General features: G+C 64.2%; 20 protein-coding genes. 11 read left to right on the top strand and 9 right to left on the bottom strand.

Annotated features, from left to right (window positions below):
* Nucleotides 1-16 precede the first annotated feature (16 nt).
* A complete protein-coding gene (locus tag NG698_RS16400) occupies nucleotides 17-1,006 on the top strand; it encodes a nitrilase-related carbon-nitrogen hydrolase (protein WP_256471161.1) in 990 nt (329 codons plus the stop codon).
* The gene (locus NG698_RS16395) at nucleotides 1,003-2,022 is read left to right on the top strand and encodes an agmatine deiminase family protein (protein ID WP_256471160.1); all 1,020 of its coding nucleotides are present in this window, start codon (nucleotides 1,003-1,005) and stop codon (nucleotides 2,020-2,022) included. Before NG698_RS16400 ends, NG698_RS16395 begins: the two co-directional genes overlap by 4 nt.
* A gap of 263 nt (nucleotides 2,023-2,285) precedes the next feature.
* Here NG698_RS16395 and NG698_RS16390 read toward each other — a convergent pair whose 3' ends face one another.
* Nucleotides 2,286-3,542, bottom strand: coding sequence for a D-arabinono-1,4-lactone oxidase (locus tag NG698_RS16390; RefSeq protein WP_252611035.1), 1,257 nt, complete (start codon nucleotides 3,540-3,542; stop codon nucleotides 2,286-2,288).
* Between the two features lie 177 nt (nucleotides 3,543-3,719).
* Here NG698_RS16390 and NG698_RS16385 point away from each other — a divergent pair, with 177 nt between their 5' ends.
* The 5 genes from NG698_RS16385 (at nucleotide 3,720) to arfA (ending at nucleotide 9,718) form a co-directional block, all read left to right on the top strand.
* The gene (locus NG698_RS16385) at nucleotides 3,720-4,721 is read left to right on the top strand and encodes a LacI family DNA-binding transcriptional regulator (protein ID WP_252611033.1); all 1,002 of its coding nucleotides are present in this window, start codon (nucleotides 3,720-3,722) and stop codon (nucleotides 4,719-4,721) included.
* Between the two features lie 184 nt (nucleotides 4,722-4,905).
* Nucleotides 4,906-6,237 (top strand): extracellular solute-binding protein, encoded by a 1,332-nt coding sequence (locus NG698_RS16380; protein ID WP_252611031.1) that lies wholly within the window; start codon nucleotides 4,906-4,908, stop codon nucleotides 6,235-6,237.
* 27 nt (nucleotides 6,238-6,264) lie between these two features.
* Nucleotides 6,265-7,221, top strand: a complete 957-nt coding sequence (locus NG698_RS16375) for a carbohydrate ABC transporter permease (RefSeq protein ID WP_252611029.1) — start codon at nucleotides 6,265-6,267, stop codon at nucleotides 7,219-7,221.
* A gap of 2 nt (nucleotides 7,222-7,223) precedes the next feature.
* Nucleotides 7,224-8,120 (top strand): carbohydrate ABC transporter permease, encoded by an 897-nt coding sequence (locus NG698_RS16370; protein WP_252611027.1) that lies wholly within the window; start codon nucleotides 7,224-7,226, stop codon nucleotides 8,118-8,120.
* Nucleotides 8,121-8,179: 59 nt separating this feature from the next.
* The gene (gene arfA, locus NG698_RS16365; protein ID WP_252600404.1) at nucleotides 8,180-9,718 is read left to right on the top strand and encodes an arabinosylfuranosidase ArfA; all 1,539 of its coding nucleotides are present in this window, start codon (nucleotides 8,180-8,182) and stop codon (nucleotides 9,716-9,718) included.
* A 71-nt stretch (nucleotides 9,719-9,789) separates the two neighbouring features.
* Here arfA and NG698_RS16360 read toward each other — a convergent pair whose 3' ends face one another.
* Nucleotides 9,790-10,113, bottom strand: a complete 324-nt coding sequence (locus NG698_RS16360) for a hypothetical protein (RefSeq protein ID WP_252600406.1) — start codon at nucleotides 10,111-10,113, stop codon at nucleotides 9,790-9,792.
* 139 nt (nucleotides 10,114-10,252) lie between these two features.
* Complete coding sequence (locus NG698_RS16355) at nucleotides 10,253-10,465, bottom strand: helix-hairpin-helix domain-containing protein (RefSeq protein WP_252600407.1); 213 nt, start codon at nucleotides 10,463-10,465, stop codon at nucleotides 10,253-10,255.
* Nucleotides 10,466-10,704: 239 nt separating this feature from the next.
* Here NG698_RS16355 and NG698_RS16350 point away from each other — a divergent pair, with 239 nt between their 5' ends.
* From NG698_RS16350 to NG698_RS16335, 4 genes are all read left to right on the top strand, one after another.
* Nucleotides 10,705-11,562, top strand: coding sequence for a phosphatidylinositol-specific phospholipase C/glycerophosphodiester phosphodiesterase family protein (locus tag NG698_RS16350; RefSeq protein WP_252611025.1), 858 nt, complete (start codon nucleotides 10,705-10,707; stop codon nucleotides 11,560-11,562).
* Nucleotides 11,563-11,597: 35 nt separating this feature from the next.
* The gene (locus NG698_RS16345; protein WP_252611023.1) at nucleotides 11,598-12,608 is read left to right on the top strand and encodes a metallophosphoesterase family protein; all 1,011 of its coding nucleotides are present in this window, start codon (nucleotides 11,598-11,600) and stop codon (nucleotides 12,606-12,608) included.
* 389 nt (nucleotides 12,609-12,997) lie between these two features.
* The gene (locus tag NG698_RS16340; RefSeq protein ID WP_374210100.1) at nucleotides 12,998-14,362 is read left to right on the top strand and encodes an MFS transporter; all 1,365 of its coding nucleotides are present in this window, start codon (nucleotides 12,998-13,000) and stop codon (nucleotides 14,360-14,362) included.
* Nucleotides 14,359-15,162, top strand: a complete 804-nt coding sequence (locus NG698_RS16335) for a putative hydro-lyase (protein ID WP_252611021.1) — start codon at nucleotides 14,359-14,361, stop codon at nucleotides 15,160-15,162. The genes NG698_RS16340 and NG698_RS16335 overlap by 4 nt, the downstream gene beginning before the upstream one ends.
* 161 nt (nucleotides 15,163-15,323) lie before the next feature.
* Here NG698_RS16335 and NG698_RS16330 read toward each other — a convergent pair whose 3' ends face one another.
* The 6 genes from NG698_RS16330 to eat all read right to left on the bottom strand — a co-directional run bounded on the left by NG698_RS16330 (nucleotide 15,324) and on the right by eat (nucleotide 21,560).
* Complete coding sequence (locus NG698_RS16330) at nucleotides 15,324-15,596, bottom strand: hypothetical protein (protein ID WP_252611019.1); 273 nt, start codon at nucleotides 15,594-15,596, stop codon at nucleotides 15,324-15,326.
* Nucleotides 15,597-15,754: 158 nt separating this feature from the next.
* Complete coding sequence (locus NG698_RS16325) at nucleotides 15,755-16,534, bottom strand: 3-oxoacyl-ACP reductase (protein ID WP_252611017.1); 780 nt, start codon at nucleotides 16,532-16,534, stop codon at nucleotides 15,755-15,757.
* A gap of 26 nt (nucleotides 16,535-16,560) precedes the next feature.
* The gene (locus NG698_RS16320; RefSeq protein ID WP_252611015.1) at nucleotides 16,561-17,946 is read right to left on the bottom strand and encodes an aldehyde dehydrogenase family protein; all 1,386 of its coding nucleotides are present in this window, start codon (nucleotides 17,944-17,946) and stop codon (nucleotides 16,561-16,563) included.
* Nucleotides 17,927-18,688, bottom strand: coding sequence for a gamma-glutamyl-gamma-aminobutyrate hydrolase family protein (locus tag NG698_RS16315; RefSeq protein WP_252611013.1), 762 nt, complete (start codon nucleotides 18,686-18,688; stop codon nucleotides 17,927-17,929). The genes NG698_RS16320 and NG698_RS16315 overlap by 20 nt, the downstream gene beginning before the upstream one ends.
* Nucleotides 18,669-20,051 (bottom strand): glutamine synthetase family protein, encoded by a 1,383-nt coding sequence (locus NG698_RS16310; protein WP_252611011.1) that lies wholly within the window; start codon nucleotides 20,049-20,051, stop codon nucleotides 18,669-18,671. The genes NG698_RS16315 and NG698_RS16310 overlap by 20 nt, the downstream gene beginning before the upstream one ends.
* Before the next feature lie 60 nt (nucleotides 20,052-20,111).
* Nucleotides 20,112-21,560, bottom strand: coding sequence for an ethanolamine permease (gene eat, locus NG698_RS16305; RefSeq protein ID WP_252611009.1), 1,449 nt, complete (start codon nucleotides 21,558-21,560; stop codon nucleotides 20,112-20,114).
* Nucleotides 21,561-21,685: the final 125 nt, after the last annotated feature.

The following is a 21,685-nucleotide window of genomic DNA, read 5'->3' as shown; positions in this document are numbered from 1 at the left end:
GTTAGGAAACACCGCCTTGGACATCATCGCCAACACCGAACCGCCCGCCTCTTTCGCCCGGAGCCAGGAAAGCACCCGCCGGCCGCTCCGAGCGGCCCTGGTCCAGCACCGCTGGCGCGAAAACGCCGCCGAGCTCAGGTCGGTGCTGACCGGGGCCATCGGCAAAGCCGCCGACGCCGGAGCCAGGGCCGTGTTCCTGCCGGAACTTACGCTGTCCAAATATCCTGCCAACGTCCGGGCCGGCAGTAACCCCGCCCGGAATGCCGAGGACCTGCTCAGCGGCCCCACCTTCGAGTTCGCCGCCAACGCGGCCCGGAAGCACTGCGTCACCGTCCACGCCTCGCTCTACGAGCGCTCAGACGGAAACGACGGGCTGGGCTTCAACACCGCCATCCTCGTCTCGCCCCAGGGGGAGCTGCTGGCACGCACGCGCAAGACCCACATTCCCGTCAGCGCCGGCTACTACGAGGACACGTACTTCCGTGCCGGGCCGGCCGTCGACGCCTACCCCGTGCACCGCCCCGCGGAACTGGACGGGGCCGCCGTCGGACTCCCCACCTGCTGGGACGAATGGTTCCCGGAGGTCGCCCGGCTGTATTCGCTGGCCGGCGCGGAAATCCTGGTCTACCCCACGGCTATCGGCTCGGAGCCGACCTTCCCGGAGTTCGACCACCAGCCGCTGTGGCAGCACGTGATCACAGGCCACGGCATCACGAACGGCAGGTTCATGGTGGTCCCCAACCGGACGGGCGACGAAGGCGACATCAACTTCTACGGTTCCTCATTCATTTCCGATCCCTACGGCCGCGTCCTGGTCCAAGCGCCGCGGGACCGGGAAGCCGTCCTGGTGGCCGACCTTGACCTGGACCAGCGCAAGGACTGGCTGGACCTGTTCCCGTTCCTGACCACGCGCCGCCCCGACACCTATGCCGAGCTCACCCGGGACGTCGATTTCGACCGTCCGTACGGGGCGGTATCCGCACAGCAGACCGCGGCCCAGCCATGACCTGGATGATGCCGAGCGAAACGGCACCCCAGGAAAGGGTCTGGATGGCATTTCCGCCGGAGCGATCCTCGATAGGGCACACCGCGGAGGAAACCCATGAGGCCCGCACGGCGTGGGCAGCGGTGGCGCATGCTGTGGCGGATTTCGAGCCTGTCACCATGGTCGTGGACCCGCCGGACATGACTGCCGCGCGGACTTATCTTTCGGCTGGCATTGACCTGGTGGAAGCGCCCCTTGACGATGCCTGGATGCGGGACATCGGGCCCACATTCGTGACCGGCGACGACGGCCGGCTGGGCGGGGTGGACTGGGTCTTCAACGGCTGGGGGCAGCAGGAATGGGCCAGCTGGGGCAAGGATTCCGGGGTCGGTGCGGAAGTGGTGAGGGAGGCCGGTGCGGAGCTGCTGGACAGCCCGCTGGTCAATGAAGGCGGCGGGATCCAGGTGGACGGTCTGGGCACCGTGCTGGTCACCGAGACGGTGCAGCTGGATAAGTTCCGGAACCCGCACCTGACCAAGGCTGACGTCGAAGCCGAGCTGGCCCGCACCATCGGCGCCACGCATGTCATCTGGCTGCCACGTGGGCTGACCCGTGATTCGCAGGAACTCGGAACCCGCGGACACGTGGACATCGTGGCCGCTATCCCGTCGCCCGGTGTGCTGCTGGTCCACTCCCAGCGCAACCCATCACACCCGGACTTCCAGATCACCGCCGATATCATCGCGATGCTCGCCGGGACCCGGGACGCGCAGGGCCGTGTCTGGGACATCGTGGAGGTACCGGCCCCGGACACGCTGCGCGACGAGCTCGACTGGGTCGACTACAGCTACATCAACCATCTGGTGGTGAACGGAGGCGTCATCGCCTGCAGTTTCGACGACCCCGCGGACGCGGGAGCCAGCCGGATCCTGGAGCAGGCGTATCCGGGCCGGGAAGCGGTGACGGTCGATGCCCGCGCCATCTTCGCCCGGGGCGGCGGCATCCATTGCATCACCCAGCATCAGCCGGCCGTCTGACCGCGGCAGCCATGAAGACCCCTGCTGTGGGCGACGTGCCCGCCGCCCACAGCAGGGGCTTTCCACGGCAATACCACCGGTAGTCTCGCCTGAGCCGTTGGACGATCCTGCCCACTTTCAGCGACGACGGCACCAACGTCAACGGCACCATCCTCGCCTCCGACGGCGGCTGGTCGGCGCTGTAGGGGAGCCGTACCCAACGCAAACGGACGACGGCGGGGTGTCCCGCCGTCGTCCGTTTGAGGACTGGTGGTGTGTGCTGCTTAGCGTGAGCTCACCGCCGGGACGCCGAGGATGCTGTCCAGCAGCCCGTTGCGGAATTTTCCCTCCGGATCGTGCGCCGATGCCAGCGAGCGGAAATCCGTTAAGCGGGGGTAGAGGGAGTCCCAGTCGTGACCGTCGGGCGTGAAAAGCTTGCCCCAGTGCGGCCTGGCCACGAAGGGCCGAAGCAGGTCCTCGAGCTCCGGAAGTACGGCTTCCACCTGCGGCTGCAGCGGCTTCCAGGTGAAGTGCAGCGCAACGCTCTGCTGCCGGTAGAAGGGGCTGAGCCAGAATGCGTCCGCGGCGCCGGTCCGGATTTCGGAGACAAACAGCAGGGGCGCAAGTTTGTCCGCCAGGCTCCGGACGGCCTGGATCGCGGCAGGTGCCTGCTCCAGTGGCAGGATGAATTCGCTTTGCAGTTCCTCACCGTTGCTGGGCGTGAACTCGTGGCGGAAGTGCGGGAGCCGGTCCAGCCACTGCCCGGGCTCATCCATCTGGACCGTGCAGTTCTCGGCCGACATCCCGGGCAGCGGGTGCCGCGGGCCGATGGCTGCCGTGGCACCGAACAGTTCACCGATGGGAGGCTCCGAGTCCAGCGCCTTGAGCCAGACCTGGCTGATGCTATCGCCCGCGTAATCGGTGAAAAGACTCACGCTGTAGGCGCTGGACACCAGCTGCGTGAAATCCGCCAGCGCCCGTTCCCACGGCAGGTTTTCCAAAACACGCTGGCGCATGCTGAAGCTCGGCCGGACGGCAAGCTGGAGGCCGGTGACGATGCCCAGGGCGCCCAGGCCCACTACGCTGCCCAGGAACTCCTCGCCGTCCGCGCGGGACAGCGAGACCTGCTCGCCGGAGGGCCGGACCAGATCAATGGCCTCCACCGCTCCGGCCAGGGAGGGGTTGTTCAAACCGGATCCATGGGTGGCCGTCTGGACTGCCCCGGCCACCGAAATGTGGGGCAGCGACGCCAGATTGTGGATGGCCAGGCCGGCCTGCTGCAGCGTACGGCAAAGGGCGCCGTAGCTCACTCCGCCGCTGACGCGGACGCTCTGCTGTTCCGCGTCCAGTTCGATGTGCTGTGGCAGTGCATCCAGCAGCACGTGCACGCCGTCTGTGTCCCCGATGCGGTTGAAGGAGTGTCGCGACCCCAAGGCCTTGACCCGGCTGGAGCGCGCCACCACCTGGGCGAGCTCAGCCACCGACTCCGGGCGCAAGACGTCCGCTGATGAGTACTTGAGGTTTCCTGCCCAGTTCTTCATGTGCTCGGCTTTCGGGTGAAGGTAAGTTTCACTCCACCAACTGTGAGCGCTAACAAATTTCCTGTCAAGACGCTTCGCCGCCTCCCGTCGGGGAGAGCGGTAACATCGTCAGCAGGTCATCCTCAGCGGCATTCACTGGCCGCCGGCTTTGGCCCAGAAGGCTTTGAAAGGGGAGCAGTGCGCGCAACGGTCAAGGATGTCGCGCGTCGTGCCGGCGTTTCACCCAAGACTGTCTCGAACGTCATGAACGGCATCATTCCAGTCAGTGGCGCCACCAGGACCAAGGTGGAGCAGGCCATCGTCGAGCTGGATTATGTGCCCAACCTCTCCGCCCGCGGATTGCGCAACGGGAGGTCCGGCGTGATTGCGCTGGCCCTGCCTGATCTGGGCACGCCGTACTCCGCAGAAATTGCCCACCACATTGTGGAAGTGGCGCACGAGCAGGGCTGGATCGTGCAGATCGAGGAAACCGGCTCCGATCCCCAGCGCGAGCACGAACTCATGGTGCGCGCCCGCTCCAACCTGATCGACGGGCTGATCCTCAACCCTGTGGTGCTGGACGAGAGTGCCGTCCAGGTGGGCGTTGCCCTTCCGCCCGTCGTCCTGCTCGGCGAGGTCACACAAAAGCTCGCCGACCGCGTCTTCGTGGACAGCTTCGCTGCCGCCCGCGACATGACTCTCGCCCTGGCGCAGTCCGGGAGCCGGCGGATCGCCGTCCTGGGAACCACCCAAGGCAGGGGATCGGCTGCGGCGATCCAGCGAACCCAGGGCTATGAAGAGGCGTTGGAGATCCTTGGCATCGAACGGGACGAGTCGCTGCTGATTCCCTGTGAGAAGTGGACGCCGCAGACTGCTGCCGATGCGCTCACTGCCTATCTGGACTCCCACCCCCTTCCCGAGGCGCTGTTCTGCTTCACGGATTCCATGGCCATCGGCGCCCTGAGTGTGCTGTGGAAGAGGGGCCTGCGCATCCCGGAGGACATTGCGGTGGCGGGCTTTGATGACATCGCCGACGGCCGCTACGCGGTTCCGTCGTTGACCACGGTTTCCTTCGACAAGCGTGCAATTGCCAGCGAAGCCCTGCGCCTGCTGACGGAGCGGATGGCGGACAGGGGCCACGAGCAGCGTGTGGTTTCCGTGGACTACTCCATCGTGGAGCGGGACAGTACCCGCACCTGAAGCGAGAGCGGCCCACCCGATTGTGGGCGCTAACAATTTTCTCTTGCCCTGTCCATTACATCGATGTAATGTGAGGCGTGCGTCACCCCCTGAAGGCATCGGCCCGGGAACGGGGACGCACCGGAACCGGAGTTTTGAGCAACAAGAAGTGACCTTTCCGCGGACCCATCCAAAGGAGTGACGGGTGAAGCAGTTTGAATTTTTCGGGAAGCAAGTGTCCCGACGGCAGTTATTGACGGGAACGGCAGCCTTAGGCAGCGTCCTGGTAGCAGGCGGCCTGACCGGCTGCGGCGGAAACGCCCAAGCCTCTGGCCCGCGGGACATCGGGTTCTGGCACCTGCTGTCCGGCGGTGACGGCATCAAGATGCAGGCCATGATCAACAGAGCCAACCAGGCCAACCCCGGCTTCAAGGTCCAACCCACGGTCCTGGCCTGGGGCCCGCCGTATTACACCAAACTGGCCATGGCATCGGCCGGCGGGCGGCCACCGGAAGTGGCGATCATGCATGCCAGCCGGGTTCCCGGATACGCCCCCGGCGGGCTCATCGACCCCTGGGACCTGGACCTGCTGGACGAGCACGGCGTCACCGGTGACAACTTTGCCCCGCGCATCTGGGAGAAGAGCCAGCAGAACGGCAAGGTGTTCTCCATCGCCCTGGATTCGCACCCGTTCGTTATGTTCTACAACACGGACATCGCCGGCAAAGCCGGCGTCCTGGGCGGCAACGGACAACTGCAGGAGGCAACGTCTCCGCAGGAGTTCATGGCCATGGCCAGGGAAATGCAGAAGGTCACCCAGGCCCATGGTTTGTCCTTCGGATACCTCGGCAGCGGTTCCCAGATGTGGCGCTTGTTCTACACGCTCTACAAGCAGCATGGCGCGGATATGGAACTGATCCCGGGCCAGCCGATGAAAGTGGACCGCGACGCCGCGATTGAGTCCTTGGAATTCATGGCATCGCTCTTTGACGACACCATCGCTGCCAAGGCCGGCGACATCAGCACGGGCATCGCGGAGTTCGCCCGCGGCGACTCGGGAATGCTGTTCAGCGGAGTGTGGGAATTGCCCACGCTCAAGAAAGCCGGACTTCCGGTGGACGCTGCCACCATTCCCACGCTGTACGGAACGCCGGCAGCCTACGCAGACTCGCACTCGTTCGTCCTGCCGCGGCAGCTGAACGTGGATGACGCGAAACGGCGGGACGTCTACAAGTTCGTGAGCGACGTCCTCAAAGGATCACTCTCCTGGGCAGAAGCCGGGCACATTCCGGCCTACCAGCCCGTGGTCCAGTCGCAGGCATACCGCGACCTCACGCCGCAGATCCACTACGCGAACGCAGCGGACATCATCGCCTACGATCCCGAAGCCTGGTTCAGCGGCTCCGGCTCGGACTGGCAGACCTACTTTGCGGAGAACGTCCAGAACGTGCTCCTGGGCCGCGACAAGGCAGCCGCAGGTTGGGACGCCTTTGAGCGCCGCACCAACACCCTTCTTTCCAGGCCCAACCCGGTCTAACCGCACCGAGCGACAAAGGAGTCCTTCATGAGTTCTTCACTAGCGTCCCGGCGCAGTACCGGCCAGCCGGACATCGCCGCAGCGACCCAACCCCAACCAACGCGCCGCACTTCGCAGAGCCGTACCAGGAGCAACCTGAGCGGCTGGGCATTCGCCACCCCGTTCCTGGTCTTCTTCCTGGTCTTCCTGGTGTGGCCCATTCTCTATGGCATCTACATGAGCCTCACGGGCAAGTCCCTGACCGGCGCCAATGACAGCCTGATCGGCTTCGCGAACTACGCCGAGGCACTGGCCGACGCCGATATGTGGCGCTCCCTGGGAAACACGTTCTACTTCACCGTCATCAGCACCGTCCCGCTGGTCCTCGTGGCCCTGGTGATGGCTGCCCTGCTGAACGTCGGGCTGCCTGCCCAGTGGCTGTGGCGGCTTTCCTACTTCGCCCCGTACCTGCTGGCCTCCACCGTGGTCTCGCTGTTCTTCACCTGGATGTACAACCCGCAGCTTGGCCTGATCAATGACTTCCTCTCCAAGATGGGCCTCCCCAAAGTCGCCTGGCTCAACGATCCCAACGTGGCCATGTGGGCGATCGTCATCGCCACGCTGTGGTGGACCGTGGGGTTCAATTTCCTGCTGTACCTGGCCGCGATGCAGAACATCCCCGCACAGCACTACGAAGCAGCGTCCCTGGACGGCGCCGGAGCATGGCGGCAGTTCTTCTCGATCACCCTGCCGCAGCTGACCCCCACCACGGTGATGATCGTGCTCCTCCAGATCCTCGCGTCCATGAAGATCTTCGATCAGGTGTACCAGATGACCGCCGGCGGGCCCGGAGGATCAACCCGCCCGGTGGTGCAGTACATCTTTGAAACCGGCTTCACCGGCTACCGGCTGGGGTACTCCGCAGCCATCTCCTACATTTTCTTCGGACTGATCGTGCTCGTTTCGGTCATGCAGTTCGTCATCACCCGCCGCAGGAGTGCATAACCATGGCAATCCCTACCCTCACGCGTCCCACTCCCCGCACCAACACCAGCCAAGAGGCCCGAAAACCCCGCAAGAAGATGACCGCAGGCAAGATTGCCGCGCTCGTTGTGGCGGCGTTCATCGCCGTGCTGTGGATGATTCCGTTCGCCTGGGCCACGGCCACCGCCTTCAAGACCGAGACGGATGCCGCAGCTCCGAAGGTCAGCTGGATGCCGCCGTCGGGCTTTACCGCTGAAGCGTTCGTCAAGGTGTTCCAGGATGGCAACATCCCGCTCTGGACCTGGAACTCGTTCTACACCTCGGCGGCCATCACGGCGATCACGCTGGTGATCTCGGCGCTGGTGGCGTACGCCCTGTCCCGGATCGACTTCAAAGGCAAGAAGGTGCTGATGACGGTGATCATTGCCTCCATCATCATCCCGCCGCCGGTCCTCATCATCCCGCTCTTCTACCAAATGCTGGCGCTGCACCTGATCGATACCTCGTGGGCCATCATCCTGCCGCAGGTCATCCACCCGGCCATGGTGTTCGTGCTCAAGAAGTTCTTCGACCAGATTCCCCGCGAACTTGAAGAAGCCGCTGTGATGGACGGTGCCAGCCGATTGCGGATCTTCACCCAGATCATCCTGCCGTTGTCCCAGCCCATCCTGGCCGCCGTCGCGATCTTCGTGTTCATCGGCGCCTGGAACAACTTCCTGTGGCCGTTCATTGCCACGAACGACGGCGGGCTCCTCACCCTTCCGGTGGGGCTGCAAACCATCAAGAGCGCGTACGGCATCCAGTACGCGCAGAACATGGCCTCCGCGCTCCTCGCGGCGCTGCCCCTGATCCTCGTCTTCCTGTTCTTCCAGCGCCAGATCATCAAGGGCGTCGCGACGACGGGACTCGCCGGAACCTGATCCGGCACCTTACTTACCACTCACCAAAGACCTGAACCACAACCAAGGAGATACCGCACATGTCCCGCGCACGGATCACCCTCGACCGCGACTTCACCATCGGCGAAGTCCCCCGCCGCCTGTTCGGCTCCTTCGTGGAGCACATGGGCCGCTGCGTCTACACCGGCATCTACGAGCCGGGCCACCCGGAGGCCGATGAGAACGGCTTCCGCCAGGACGTGCTCAAGCTCGTCAAGGAGCTCGGCGCCACCGTCATCCGGTACCCCGGCGGCAACTTCGTCTCCGGCTACAACTGGGAAGACGGCATCGGCCCGCGGGAGAACCGTCCCCGCCGGCTGGACGGCGCCTGGCACACCGTGGAGACCAACGCGTTCGGCCTGCACGAATTCGTGGACTGGTCCCGCCAGGCCGGCACGGAAATCATGGAAGCCATCAACCTGGGCACCAGGGGAGTGGATGCAGCCCGCGAGATCGTGGAATACGCCAACCACCCCGGCGGCACCTACTGGTCAGACCTCCGCGCCAAGAATGGCCACAAGGATCCTTTCGACATCAAGCTCTGGTGCCTGGGCAACGAGATGGACGGGCCGTGGCAGATCGGCCACAAGACCGCTGAGGAATACGGCCGCCTGGCTCAGGAAGCCGCCAAGGCCATGCGCTTCGTGGACCCTGACATCGAACTGGTGGCCTGCGGAAGTTCCAGCTCCGGCATGCCGACGTTCGGCGATTGGGAGCAGACTGTCCTGACGCACACTTATGACGAGGTGGACTACGTCTCCCTCCACGCCTACTACCAGGAGAACGACGGCGACGTCGGCAGCTTCCTCGCCAGCGCAGTGGACACCGACTACTTCATCGAGTCCGTGATCGCCACCGCTGACGCCGTGCGTGCGAAGGGCAAACACAAAAAGCACATCAACCTGTCCTTCGATGAGTGGAACGTTTGGTACCAGCGCGGCCTGGACACGGAGGACCAGCCGCACAACGTCGCCAAGGCGGGCTGGCGCGAGCACCCCCGGGTCATCGAGGACAAGTACAACGTGACAGACGCCGTGGTGGTGGGAACCCTGCTGAACTCGCTGCTCCGCCATGGCGACCGCGTCAAGATCGCCAACCAGGCTCAGCTGGTCAACGTCATTGCACCGATCTTCAGCGAGGAAAACGGACCGGCATGGAAGCAGACCATCTTCCACCCGTTCGCCCGCATGGCGGAGCTGGCCAAGGGCCAGATCCTGCGGCTGTCTGTTGACTCGGACAAGTACGAGAATGCCCGCTTCGGCGGCACCGACCTGGTGGACGTCAGTGCAACGTGGAACGAGGAAACGGGTCGCGTGGCACTGTTCTTCGCGAACCGCGGCCTTGAGGAAGCTGCCGACGTCGAGGTCGCCCTGCGCGGGTTCGACGCCCGCCGGGTGGTCCGTGCCGAGGTCCTGGAAATCCCGGAAGGCGGGGACCGTTTCACGGCCAACACCCAAAGCCGTCAGGACCAGGTGGGGCTCAAGCCGCTGGAAGGCGCGAAGGCGAGCGGCTCCGAGCTCCGGTTGACGCTGCCGGCGCTGTCCTGGGCCGTGATCGAGCTGGACGTCGTCAAGAACTGACTCTTGCCGCACCAGTTATGAGCGGACGACGGCGGGACCTCCCGCCGTCGTCCGCTCTGCCAGTTTCTGGGCTAGGTGCTTAGGTCCCAGTGCACCCGGATTGCCTCGGCAATTGGGCCGGCGGCGACGTCGACCCGGAAAGCAACGGGCGCGGTCCCGGTCTCTTCGATGACCGAGTCACGGTACACACGGCCGCATGAGGGACACAGCGTGTAGAGATCCTCATCCGCAGGCCATTCCGCCAGCTCCGCGGGGACCGGAGTGTTCTCTCCGTTGTGGACGGGGACGCCTTGTGAGTTGGCCTGAATCAACCCGTCCTTGCTGACGGTGTTGCCGCACACGCAGACGATGGTGGTGACATCATGGCCGATAACATCGGCGGTTTCAGTGTCCATGATGACCTCCCGGCGCTGGAAGAGACGTGCTGATATCAGCTTATGCCTGCTGATCCGTGCGGGCGCCCGGGAATTGGATAACGTCACCCAGGCGGCGGGCATCCTGGTGTTTCCAGCCCGGAGAATGCAGGGTGGGTGGTCAGTCAGCGAACCGTAGCCCTTGAGCCTGGAGCGCGGCTTCCAGAATCCGGACAGCCTTGGGCCCCACGCCGTGCATGGCGAGCAATTGGCTGCGGCTGCAGGCAGCAACTTGAGCCAAAGTGCTAATGCCTGCCTCGAGCAGGGCGCTGTTCGCCGGGCGTCCGATCGGCGGAAGGTCGCCGATCTGCGCAGGAGTATCACGTGTGCTCATGCTGGCATGGTATCGAAATCACGCCATAACGCTGTGGCCTGATCCTCTCCTCCCTCAAAACCCGCGGACGTAGGCGAGCGGCCGTAGCCATATGGTCCAAACGACGCCTCCTGTTCACCGTCCCGAAACCGTTGGCGCAACGCCCGTTCTCCGGCAGCAGGAAGTCTTTTCACGCACCGCCGCCCAGCGCCTCCATCGCCTGGGAAATGAACCGACCCTGCTGTACCAAGGAGAACCCCGTGTTCCTGAAAAGCGCCGTCACAGCCCTCGTAGCCCTCACCTCCCTGACCGGAATCGCCGCCCCGCCGGCCGCAAATCCCGCCAATGCGCCGTCGTCCGTGGTCCTCGGACAGCCGCTGGCCGCAGCCCATGCCCACAACGACTATGAGCACGACCGACCCCTGTTCGACGCCCTGGAGCACGGCTTCACCAGCGTCGAAGCCGACGTGTGGCTGGTGGACGGCGAACTGCTGGTGGCCCACGACCTCGAGGACGCCAAGCCCGGAGTAACGCTCGAGAGCCTCTACCTCGATCCCCTGGACGAGCTGGTGCGGAACCAGGGCCACAGCGTTTACCCGCACTGGGACGGCAGCCTGCAGCTCCTGATCGACATCAAGAGTGAGGGCGAGGCCACCTACGCCGCCATCGAGCAGGAACTGGCCGAGCACCGGGACATCATGAGCCGCTACAGCAACGGCACCACCAAAACCGGGCCCGTCACCGCCGTCATCAGCGGAAACCGCCCCTTGGCCACCATGCAGGCGCAGGAAAAGCGGTTCGGCTTCTATGACGGACGCTCCGCCGACCTCACCTCCGGCATGCCTGCCGGGCTGATGCCGCTGATCAGCGACAACTGGACCAAGCTCTTCACCTGGCAGGGCGTGGGCCCCATGCCCGAGGCAGAACGCACCAAGCTCCACGCATACGTGACAGAGGCACACGCCCAGGGCTACCGGGTCCGCTTCTGGGCCACCCCTGACCAGCCCGGCGCCGCACGCGAAGCTGTCTGGAACGAACTCTTCGACGCCGGCGTGGACCACATCAACACCGACGACCTTGAGGCGCTGGAACAGTTCCTCGCCGCCCGCACGCTCTAAAGCCGCCCCCACTCAGCAGACACAGGAACACCACCATGCCTTCAAAGACCGTGAAAACGACGACGGCGGCGGCCGTCCTGGCGCTCGGCCTCCTTGCGTCCCAGCCCGCCATCGCAGCCAATAACACCTCTGACAGCCAGGCTTTCACCTTTGGCGTCATCGGCGACATTCCCTACGGCGCCGCCGAAATCGCCAAGTTCCCGTCCCGCATCCAGGACATCAACGGCGACAGGGCGCTGAAGTTCGTCACCCATGTGGGCGACATCAAGAACGGCTCCTCGGTGTGCTCAGACGAGTACTTCGCCGACATCCGCTCACAGTTCGACACTTTCGAGCACCCGCTGGTCTTCACCCCGGGCGACAACGAGTGGGTGGACTGCCACCGCACTAACAACGGCGCCTACAACCCGCTGGAACGGCTGGACAAGCTGCGGGACGTCTTCTTCGACGAGCCCGGCAAGACCCTGGGCGCAACCATGCCGGTCAAGACGCAAGAGAAGCTTGGGCTTCCGGAAAATGTCCGCTTCACCCAGAACCGCGTGGCCTTCTCCGTGGTGAACGTCCAGGGCAGCAACAACTCGCTGCTTCCATGGAGCGGCCTGGGCGAAACCACACCCACGCCCGAGCAGCTGGCCGAAGTTGAGCACCGGACGGATGCCGTCCTGGGCCAGATACGTGACACGTTCACCGACGCCGAGCGCCGCAACGACCGCGCCGTGGTGCTGATGACGCAGGCCGACATGTTTGATCCGTCGCTGCTCGCCGCGGCCGCTGCCAACCCGGAAACAGTCTCCGGTTCCGGGAGATCGTTGCGGCCATCATTGAAGAGACCAACCGCTTTGACCGCCCGGTCTATCTCATCAACGGCGACAGCCACGTCTTTGCCGAGAACCAGCCGCTGGCGGAAGGCTCACCATGGCTGGAGGTCTACGGCCAGCCCGCCGCGGATGACCTGCAGCGCATCACCGTGGACGGATCGGCCAACGCCACCAACTACGTCAGGTTCACGGTGGTCGGCAACAGCAGCGACAGCGATGATGTCCTGAGCTGGGAGAAGGTCCCCTTCAGCCAGTAGGCACCAAACGGAAGCGGACGACGGCGGGAGCCCCCCGCCGCCGTCCGCTTCCCTTCCCTCGAAGTAAGCCCTACGCCCGGCTCCTCTTGCGATGGCCCGCGCCCTCAACTCCGCAACTGCCGGCGGCGTCTGAATCCCATGAACCCCTTGACGGTGTGATCTGCGTCGCGTAGCTTGTTCAACAAGAGGATTGTTCAACAATCCAACGATCGCCGCAATTCCGACTTCCGCAGCCATCCTGACGGCAAGCGCCCAAATGTCCCACCCTGCAACGCCGCACGCAGGCGAGACAGAAGCATGCTCACCAGCACCATCCATCCCGAACACGGATGACATCAACTCTCTTCATGGAGGTTTAACATGGCCACTCCCCAAGCCATGGCCCCCGTTGACGCAAAGCCCCCGGTGGCGCGCAAGGACATGTACAAGGCATTCGCGGCCAGCCTGACCGGAACCGCGCTGGAGTTCTACGACTTCGCCGTCTACTCCGCGGCCGCTGCGATCGTCTTCCCGCTTATCTTCTTCCCGGCCTCGGACCCCGTCACGGGTACCCTGCTGGCCTTCTCCACCTACGCCGTGGGTTACATCTCCCGTCCCGTAGGCGGCATCATCTTCGGACGGCTTGGGGACGAGATCGGCCGCAAGAAGATCCTGGTCATTACGCTGATGCTGATCGGCGTGGCCACGTTCCTCATCGGCCTGCTGCCCACGTATGACAACATCGGCGTCATCGCCCCCGCCATCCTCGTGTTCCTCCGCTTCGCCCAGGGCGTTGGCGTCGGCGGCGAATGGGGCGGCGCGGTCCTGCTCTCCAGCGAATTCGGCGACCCGAACAAGCGCGGATTCTGGGCCTCTGCCGCACAGATCGGCCCGCCCGCCGGCAACCTCATGGCCAACGGTGCACTCGCCGTCCTCACCCTGACCCTGTCCGAAGAAGACTTCCTGAGCTTCGGCTGGCGGATCGCGTTCCTGATCTCCGCGCTGCTGGTGGCCTTCGGGCTCTGGATCCGGCTCAAGCTCGAAGACACCCCCATCTTCAAGGCCATGGAAGCCCGGGGCGACAAGCCCAAGGCCCCCATCCGCGAAGTGCTGGCCACCCAGCGCCGGCCCCTCATCGCCGCCATGCTCAGCCGCATTGGCCCGGACGTTCTGTACGCCATGTGCACCGTCTTCACGCTCACCTACGGCATCCAGGAGCTCGGCTTCGACCGCGGCCAGGTTCTCGTCGCCGTCCTGATCGGGTCAGCCCTCCAGATCTTCACCATGCCTCTCGCCGGAGCCATCTCCGACCGCATCAACCGCCGCATGGTTTACGGAATCGCCGCAGTTGGCGCTGCCGTCTGGTCCTACCTGTTCTTCATCGTTCTTGAGGGACGGTCCCCGGTCATGCTGGTCGTGGGCATCGTGCTGGGCCTGCTCTGCCACTCGTTTATGTACGGACCCCAGGCAGCGTTCGTCGTCGAGCAGTTCTCGCCGCGGCTCCGTTCCACCGGCAGCTCACTGGCCTACACGTTCGCCGGCATCATCGGCGGCGCCATCGCACCGTTTATGTTCACCCTCCTGCTGAGCACCTATGACAGCTGGGTCCCGGTGGCCGTCTACCTCAGCGTCGCCTGCCTGCTGACCCTGGTTGGCCTGGCCCTGGGCCGCGACTCCAACGTTGCCGAGGATGAGGAATACCTGCAGGCCGGGCAGGCGCCGGCTGAACTTGTGGAGTCCAAGTGAGCCAGCCACACGCCCTCCTGGCCCCCGCCGACGCACGCCTGAAGTTCCGCAACGGCCTGGTCACCCCCACCTCCGGCTGGAGCGACGGCTACACCCAGGCGAACCTGATAGCGGTCACGGCAGACTACGCCGATGAGTTCATCGAATTCTGCCGGCTGAACCCCAAAGCCTGCCCCGTCATCGACATCATTCCGGCGGGACAGTATGAAAGCGCCCTGGCGCCCGGCTCCGATATCCGCACCGATATCCCCGCCTATCGGGTGTGGGTGGACGGCGAACTGGCCGAGGAGGTCACCGACGTCGCGTCAGTCTGGCGTGACGACATGGTGGCCGTCCTCATCGGCTGCAGCTTCACCTTCGAAGCCGCGCTGGCCAGCGAAGGGATCCCGCTGCGGCACACCGAAACCGGCCGCAACGTCCCCATGTACCGCACAAACGTCGAGTGCACCCCTGCCGGCAGGATCCACGGCCCCATGGTGGTCTCCATGCGCCCGATGCTGCCCGGGCTGGTTGAAACCGCCGTCAGGGTCACGTCGGAAGTGCCGAAGGTCCACGGCAGCCCGGTCCACGTCGGGTCACCGGAGGATCTGGGCATTGCCGACATCAACCGCCCCGACTTCGGGGATGCGGTGGAGATCCGGCCAGGGGAGGTGCCGGTTTTCTGGGCCTGCGGCGTGACACCGCAGAGCGCAGTGATGGCATCCAGGCCCTCCTTCGCCATCGGCCACGCTCCCGGACACATGTTCATCACTGATGTTCCGGAAAGCACCTACCGGGAACCGGCGGGAGAGCCATCGTGAAGCGGAGACTTCCCGTGGCCGAGAAGCGGGCCCGCCGGCCTCCCGGCAAACAAGACGGATTCGCGCGAGGCCCGCGTGGCCACTGCTGAACACCACAGACAGTAAATGCCGCAAACGCAAGCGGACCTCCCGCCGTCGTCCGCTTGCGTTTAATCGGGGTGCTACGGCAGGCGCAGCACCCCGGCGGCCGCCACCAGATAGGGGACGGGATCCGGATCCGTCCCCGCGGCCCACCGCATCCAGGCCTCGAACGTGGCGCCCACGAACGCGGCGCACAGATACCCCGCCACATCCTCGTCGACTCCTGCCGAAACAAGGTACGCCCGGGCGCGCTCGCGCTGCGGCGCCAGGGACTCGTAACTCCGGCTGGCCAGCTCGGGATGCTCGGCGATCAGCCGCAGCCGCCCGCGCGTGACCGCCAGGTCTGGAATCACCGAAACCCCGGCAAGCGCCGCCTCCCGCAGCCCCGCCAGGGCGTCGCCAAGCGGACGACGGCGGGTGCCTCCCGCCGTCGTCCGCTAAGTAATCTGCGACGCCCCCGATCTGCCGCGCACGTGCCTTGGGGATAGGGTCCACGCGGAAGACCTGGCCGTCACTCGGGTGTTACGTAAGCGCCTGAAATGCCGCCGTCAACCAGGAAGGTCGAGGCGGTGATGAAGGATGAATCGTCGCTGGCGAGGAAGGCGACTGCTGCTGCCAGTTCTTCCGGTTCAGCGAACCGGCCCAAGGGAACGTGAACGAGGCGGCGGGCTGCCTTCTCGGGATCCTTGGCGAACAGTTCCTTCAGCAGGGGCGTGTTGACGGGTCCCGGGCAGAGTGCGTTGATCCGGATTCCCTGCCGGGCGAATTCGACGCCGAGTTCCCGGCTCATGGCCAGCACCCCGCCCTTGGAGGCGCTGTAGGAGATCTGCGAGGTGGCAGCACCCATGACCGCAACGAACGACGCCGTGTTGATGATGGAGCCCTTCCCTTGTGCCTGCATGTAAGGGAGGGCGTATTTGCAGCAGTAGAAAACGGAGGTCAGGTTTACTTCCTGGACCCTGCGCCACGCATCGATTCCTGTATCGATGATTGAGGCATCGTCTGCCGGCGAGATTCCCGCGTTGTTGAAGCTGATGTCCACGCTTCCGTACGTTTCGTTGGTGATGGCGTAGAGGTTCTTCACTTCCTCTTCGCTGGTGACATCCACCTTCACATAGAGGCCGCCGACCTCGTCGGCTGCGCGCTGCCCGGCGGTCGGGTCCAGATCAGCGATGACCACATGGGCGCCTTCCGCGGCGAACCGGCGAGCTGTGGCCAGCCCGATGCCGCTGGCGCCGCCGGTGATGACAGCGCTGCGTCCCTTGAGGCGGTTGGAAATTACTTCAATCATTTTTTCTTCCTTTTGTGGTGGGGACGTTATGGGTTGGTGGAGATGAAGACGTTTTTTGTTTCGGTGAACGCGTTCAGGGCGTCCGGGCCGAGTTCGCGTCCGAGTCCTGACTGCTTGAATCCGCCAAAGGGCGTGGAGTAGCGCACCGAGGAGTGGGAGTTCACCGAAAGGTTTCCCGACTCGAGTCCCCGGGCCATCCTCAGCGCCTGACCGATGTCCCGTGTCCAGATGGATCCGGACAGGCCGTAGATCGAGTCATTCGCCAGGCGGCGTGCGTCGGCTTCGTCCTCAAAGGGAACGACTGCCACGACGGGGCCGAAGATCTCCTCATGCATGACCCTGTCCTCGCGGGCGGGCGTAAGAACGGTGGGAGGGAACCAAAACCCCTTGCCGTCCGGCGCGGATCCCTGGAAAGCCACAGATGACCCGTCCGGGACGAAGCCGGAGACTGTGCGGTGTTGGGCTGCGGAAATCAGCGGCCCCATGAACGACGCCTCGTCGCTGGGGTCGCCGACCTTCAGGGCCTTCACGACTGGTTCCAGGAGTTCAAGGAATTTTTCATAGACGCTGTTTTGGACCAGGATTCTGGAGCGGGAGCAGCAGTCCTGCCCGGCGTTATCAAAAGCGCCGCCGGGTGCTGCCGCGACAGCGGCTTCGAGGTCCGCGTCGGCGAAGATGATGTTGGCGCTCTTGCCGCCCAGCTCCAGGGTCACGGGTTTGACCTGTTCCGCGCAGCCGGCCATGATCCGCTTGCCGACGCCGGTTGAACCGGTGAAGACGACCTTCCGCACTGCAGGGTGGGTGACGAACCGTTCCCCGACGACTGAGCCCTTGCCCGGGATGATCTGCAGGACCCCTTCGGGCAGCCCCGCTTCCAGAGCCAGCTGTCCGAGCCGGATGGCGGTCATGGGAGTCAGTTCCGCCGGTTTAAGGACAACGGTGTTGCCGGCGGCCAGCGCAGGGGCGAAACCCCAGGCCGCGATGGGCATGGGGAAATTCCACGGCACGATCACTCCCACGACCCCGAGGGGTTCGTTGAAGGTGACGTTGACCCCTCCGGCTACCGGAATCTGCTGGCCAAGGTGCCGTTCGGGGGCTGCGGAGTAGTACGTGAGGACGTCGCGGACATTCCCTGCTTCCCATCGGGCATTGCCGATGGTGTGCCCGGCGTTGCGGACCTCCAGTTGCGCCAGGTTTTCCAGATCGGCGTCAACTACCGCGGCAAACCTTCGCAGCAGGAGGGCCCGGTCTGCAGGGGCAACATGGCGCCAGGTCTCGAAGGCCTGGACGGCCTTCTCGATCGCCCTGTCCGTGTCCGCAAGTGTTGCAAGGCTTATGGTCTCGATGACCTCTTCCGTTGCCGGATTCAGTACGTCAAACGTGCTGGTGGACTCAAACGTGCTGGTGGACATTGCCGGGGCTCTCCGTTCGATTTTTGCGGTAGTTGGTTGCAGCCTCAATGAACCCATTGAAAAGCCGGAGATCGTTGGGATTCTGTTCCGGGTGGAATTGGACCCCTAGTGCCCATCCGCCCGTTGCCGTTTCGAGGGCTTCCACCGTGCCGTCGGCCGCCGCCGCCGTGACGGAAAGGCCGTCAGCGATCCGGTCCATGGCCTGGTGGTGGTAACAGGGTGCGCTGGCCGATGCTCCCAGCAGATGCCGGCTGATGCTGCCCGGCGCCGTCGTGAACTCCACGTTGCCGAATACGCCCGGCGCCGGTTGGTAGTCCGCCTCCGGGTTCACATCGGGGATGTGCTGAATCAGCGACCCGCCCATGGCGACATTGAGGATCTGGGCTCCCCGGCAGATGGCGAAAAGGGGGACTTCGGCGTCCAAAGCTGCCTTGGTGAGGGCGATATCGTGCACGTCCCTGGCCGGTTGGGCGCGGGTGAGCCGGTGGGGCTGCGCCCCGTACTGTTCCGGGCCCACGTCGCTGCCTCCGGAGATGATCAGTCCGTCCAGGACCTCCACGATCGATGGGTCAGTGCCGACGGGCGGCAACAGGACAGGGGTGCCGCCGGCAGCGACGACCGCCTGGACGTAGGTTCCCGGCAGAACTGCCGCATCCGCTGTCCAAACGCCCCAGGAAGCCTGCTGAAAGTAGGTTGTCAGTCCAATCCGGGGACGGTAGCCATCAGAGACGTTCAAAGACACGCTTGCGCTCCCAGTCCGTCACGGCGCTGTCAAAAGCTTTCAGTTCGACATCGGCTGCGAAGACGTAGTGGTCCACAACTTCATCGCCGAAGGATTTGCGGGCAATCTCGCTGTTGGCCAGCAGGGCACGGGAGTCCCGCAGGTTCGTTGGGATGCGGTCGGCGTCGGACTGGTAGGCATTGCCGGTCAAAACGGGCTCGAGCGGGAGTTCATTCTCGATACCGTGGATGGCTGCGGCGATCAATGCGGCGGCGGCGAGGTAAGGGTTCACGTCCCCGCCCCCCACGCGGTTTTCCACCCGAAGGCCGGGACCGCGCCCGACGATGCGGAGTGCGCAGCTGCGGTTGTCCAGCCCCCAGGCGATGGCTGTTGGCGCGAAGCTGCCTTCCACGAAGCGTTTGTAGGAATTGATGTTCGGAGCGAGGAAGTAGGCCAGCTCCTTCAGCCCGGCGAGTTGGCCTGCGATGAAATGCTCCATGACGGGACTGAAGCCATGCTCACCATCGCCGGCCAGGACCGGGTTGCCGTCCAGGTCGGTCAGGCTGAAGTGGATGTGGCAGGAGCTGCCTTCACGCTCGTTGTACTTCGCCATGAATGTGATGCTCTTGCCCTGCTGGGCGGCGATTTCCTTGGCTCCGTTCTTGTAAAAGACATGGTTGTCGCAGGCAGTAAGCGCCTCGGCATATCGGAACGTGATTTCCTGCTGGCCCAGGTTGCACTCGCCCTTGGACGATTCGACCACCAGGCCTGCCTTTTCCATACCCGTGCGAATGCTTCGGATGACCGGTTCCAGCTTTGCCGTGGCCAGAAGTGAGTAGTCCACGTTGTAGCGGGTTGAGGGAGTGAGGCCCTCATACTTCTTTTCCCAGGCTTCTTCGTAGGTGTCGTCAAACATGATGAATTCGAGCTCGGTGCCGATATGGGCGCGGTATCCCAGCGCCTCCAGGCGTTCGATCTGTGCGCGCAGGATCTGGCGCGGGGACTGGGAGACGGGGCGGCCGTCGAGCCAGAGGATGTCGCACTGGATCATGGCGGTGCCTTCCAGCCACGGCACCCGGCGGAGGGTCGAGACGTCGGGCCGCATCACCATGTCTCCATAGCCGTTCGCCCAGGAGGACATGGAGTACCCGTCAATGGTGTTCATCTCCACATCCACGCTCAGGAGATAGTTGCAGCCTTCGGCGCCGTGCCCCAGCACGTCCTCAAGGAAAGACCTTGCCCCGCATCGTTTGCCCTGCAGGCGTCCCATCGAGTCCGTGATGGCAACGACAACGGTGTCAATGTCACCGGAAGCGACCAGGTCCCGCAGCTCATCGACGCTGAGCTGGGCTTGCGCGGACGTGCCGGTTGTTTGATTCGTCATGTGATTTCCGTAACTTTGATCGTTATTATGAGAGTAAGAGATCGGACCGCGGGATGGGTGTCAGTTCTTGAGTTCTGCCTCGGCCGCGGCCAGCTGCGCGAATTCCTCTTCGGGAGCGCCTGCAACGATGCGGTGCCGGCTGTAGAACCAGTAGTAGAGGAGCGCTGCGCCGAAAATTCCAGCAGTTATGGACGCCGCGTTGACATCGACCACAAATGTTGCGACAACCGCGACTGCCGCCAGAACCAGCGCGATGGAGGTGGTCACGACCCCTCCGGGGGTCCGGTAACCGCGGGGCAGGTCGGGTTCCTTCTTCCGCAGCACAATGTGCGAGAGGTTCAGCAGGACATAGGACACAGTGGCACCAAAGACGGCGATGTTGATCAGGAGCGCGCCGTCACCGGTTACTGCCGCCAGGATGAAGCCGATCGTTCCGGGGACGATCAGTGCCCAATAGGGGGTTCGCCGCTTGCCGGTCAGGGACAGCCACTTGGGAAGATACCCTGCCCGCGACAGTGCGAAGAGTTGGCGGGAATAGGCGTAGATGATGGAGAAGAAGCTGGCTATGAGCCCGGCGAGGCCAGCATAGTTGACGAAGTCGGCCAGGAAAGTGTTGCCGCCGTACGCCAGACGCAGGGCTTCCGGGAGGGGATTATCGGACCCACTCATTGCCGCTGACCCTGCGGCCCCCGGAACGAGCACCAGCATCAGGGCCGCGAAGACGACCAGTACCACCACCGCGACCATGATGCCCCGCGGCATGTCCTTCTTCGGGTCGGCGGTCTCTTCAGCGGCCAGGGGAACCCCTTCGACCGCAAGGAAGAACCAGATGCCATACACCAGTGCACCGACGGCGCCGCTGATTCCCATCGGCAGGAAAGCGCTCGAGCTGGGTGAGCCGTCCGGGACTATGTCAAAGAGGTTCTGGACGTTGAAATGCGGGGCCAGCCCCACCACGACCGCAACCAGGGCGACGACAGCGACTGCGGTGATCCCGAAGATCATCTTTAGGGCTTCGCCCACTCCGCGGAGATGGATTCCAACGAAGATTGCATAGGTCACCAAATAGACCGGCCAAGAGTTGGTCAGGCCAAAGAGTCCCAGCGCTTCAACATAGCCGCCAATGAAAATGGCTATCGCAGCGGGTGCAACGGCGTATTCAATGAGCACGGCCATTCCGGTGGCGAATCCGCCCAAGGGGCCCAGGGCCCGGCGGGCGAATCCATATCCCGCGCCAGTGGCAGGAAGTGCCGAGGATAGCTCGGCGAGGCCGAAGGCCATACACGTATACATGATGCCCATGAGAACAGTTGCAATGAGGAGACCGCCCCATCCGCCTTGGGCGAGGCCGAGGTTCCACCCTGCGAAGTCGCCGGAGATGACGTAGGCAACTCCGAGTCCTGCAAGCAGGATCCACCCCGCGGCCCCGCGTTTCAGTTGTCGGTGCTGGAGATATCGTTTGTCGTCGGTAAGCTGGGCTGAATCAGAGGATGCCACTGTAGTTCCCATCGTCCAAGGGTATTGGTATGAAATAAGACCATAAGCTCGTTACAGTGTGTGCCAGATCACGAGCGTGGTCAAGAGGGTTCCCTGATCTCGGCCAACTTTTCCTCGGTTCAACCGTGCTTCCGGCC

Source organism: Pseudarthrobacter raffinosi, assembly GCF_023913735.1.
Lineage (GTDB): Bacteria > Actinomycetota > Actinomycetes > Actinomycetales > Micrococcaceae > Arthrobacter > Arthrobacter raffinosi.
Note: the sequence above shows the minus strand (reverse complement) of the source record. Positions and strands in the feature narration are given on the sequence as shown.

Coding starts and splice junctions, on each gene's coding strand:
- NG698_RS16395 (WP_256471160.1), top strand. CDS start 1,003: ATGACCTGGATGATGCCGAGCGAAACGGCACCCCAGGAAAGGGTCTGG.
- NG698_RS16390 (WP_252611035.1), bottom strand. CDS start 3,542: ATGAAGAACTGGGCAGGAAACCTCAAGTACTCATCAGCGGACGTCTTG.
- NG698_RS16375 (WP_252611029.1), top strand. CDS start 6,265: ATGAGTTCTTCACTAGCGTCCCGGCGCAGTACCGGCCAGCCGGACATC.
- NG698_RS16370 (WP_252611027.1), top strand. CDS start 7,224: ATGGCAATCCCTACCCTCACGCGTCCCACTCCCCGCACCAACACCAGC.
- arfA (WP_252600404.1), top strand. CDS start 8,180: ATGTCCCGCGCACGGATCACCCTCGACCGCGACTTCACCATCGGCGAA.
- NG698_RS16360 (WP_252600406.1), bottom strand. CDS start 10,113: ATGGACACTGAAACCGCCGATGTTATCGGCCATGATGTCACCACCATC.
- NG698_RS16355 (WP_252600407.1), bottom strand. CDS start 10,465: ATGAGCACACGTGATACTCCTGCGCAGATCGGCGACCTTCCGCCGATC.
- NG698_RS16345 (WP_252611023.1), top strand. CDS start 11,598: ATGCCTTCAAAGACCGTGAAAACGACGACGGCGGCGGCCGTCCTGGCG.
- NG698_RS16340 (WP_374210100.1), top strand. CDS start 12,998: ATGGCCACTCCCCAAGCCATGGCCCCCGTTGACGCAAAGCCCCCGGTG.
- NG698_RS16325 (WP_252611017.1), bottom strand. CDS start 16,534: ATGATTGAAGTAATTTCCAACCGCCTCAAGGGACGCAGCGCTGTCATC.
- NG698_RS16320 (WP_252611015.1), bottom strand. CDS start 17,946: ATGTCCACCAGCACGTTTGAGTCCACCAGCACGTTTGACGTACTGAAT.
- NG698_RS16310 (WP_252611011.1), bottom strand. CDS start 20,051: ATGACGAATCAAACAACCGGCACGTCCGCGCAAGCCCAGCTCAGCGTC.
- eat (WP_252611009.1), bottom strand. CDS start 21,560: ATGGGAACTACAGTGGCATCCTCTGATTCAGCCCAGCTTACCGACGAC.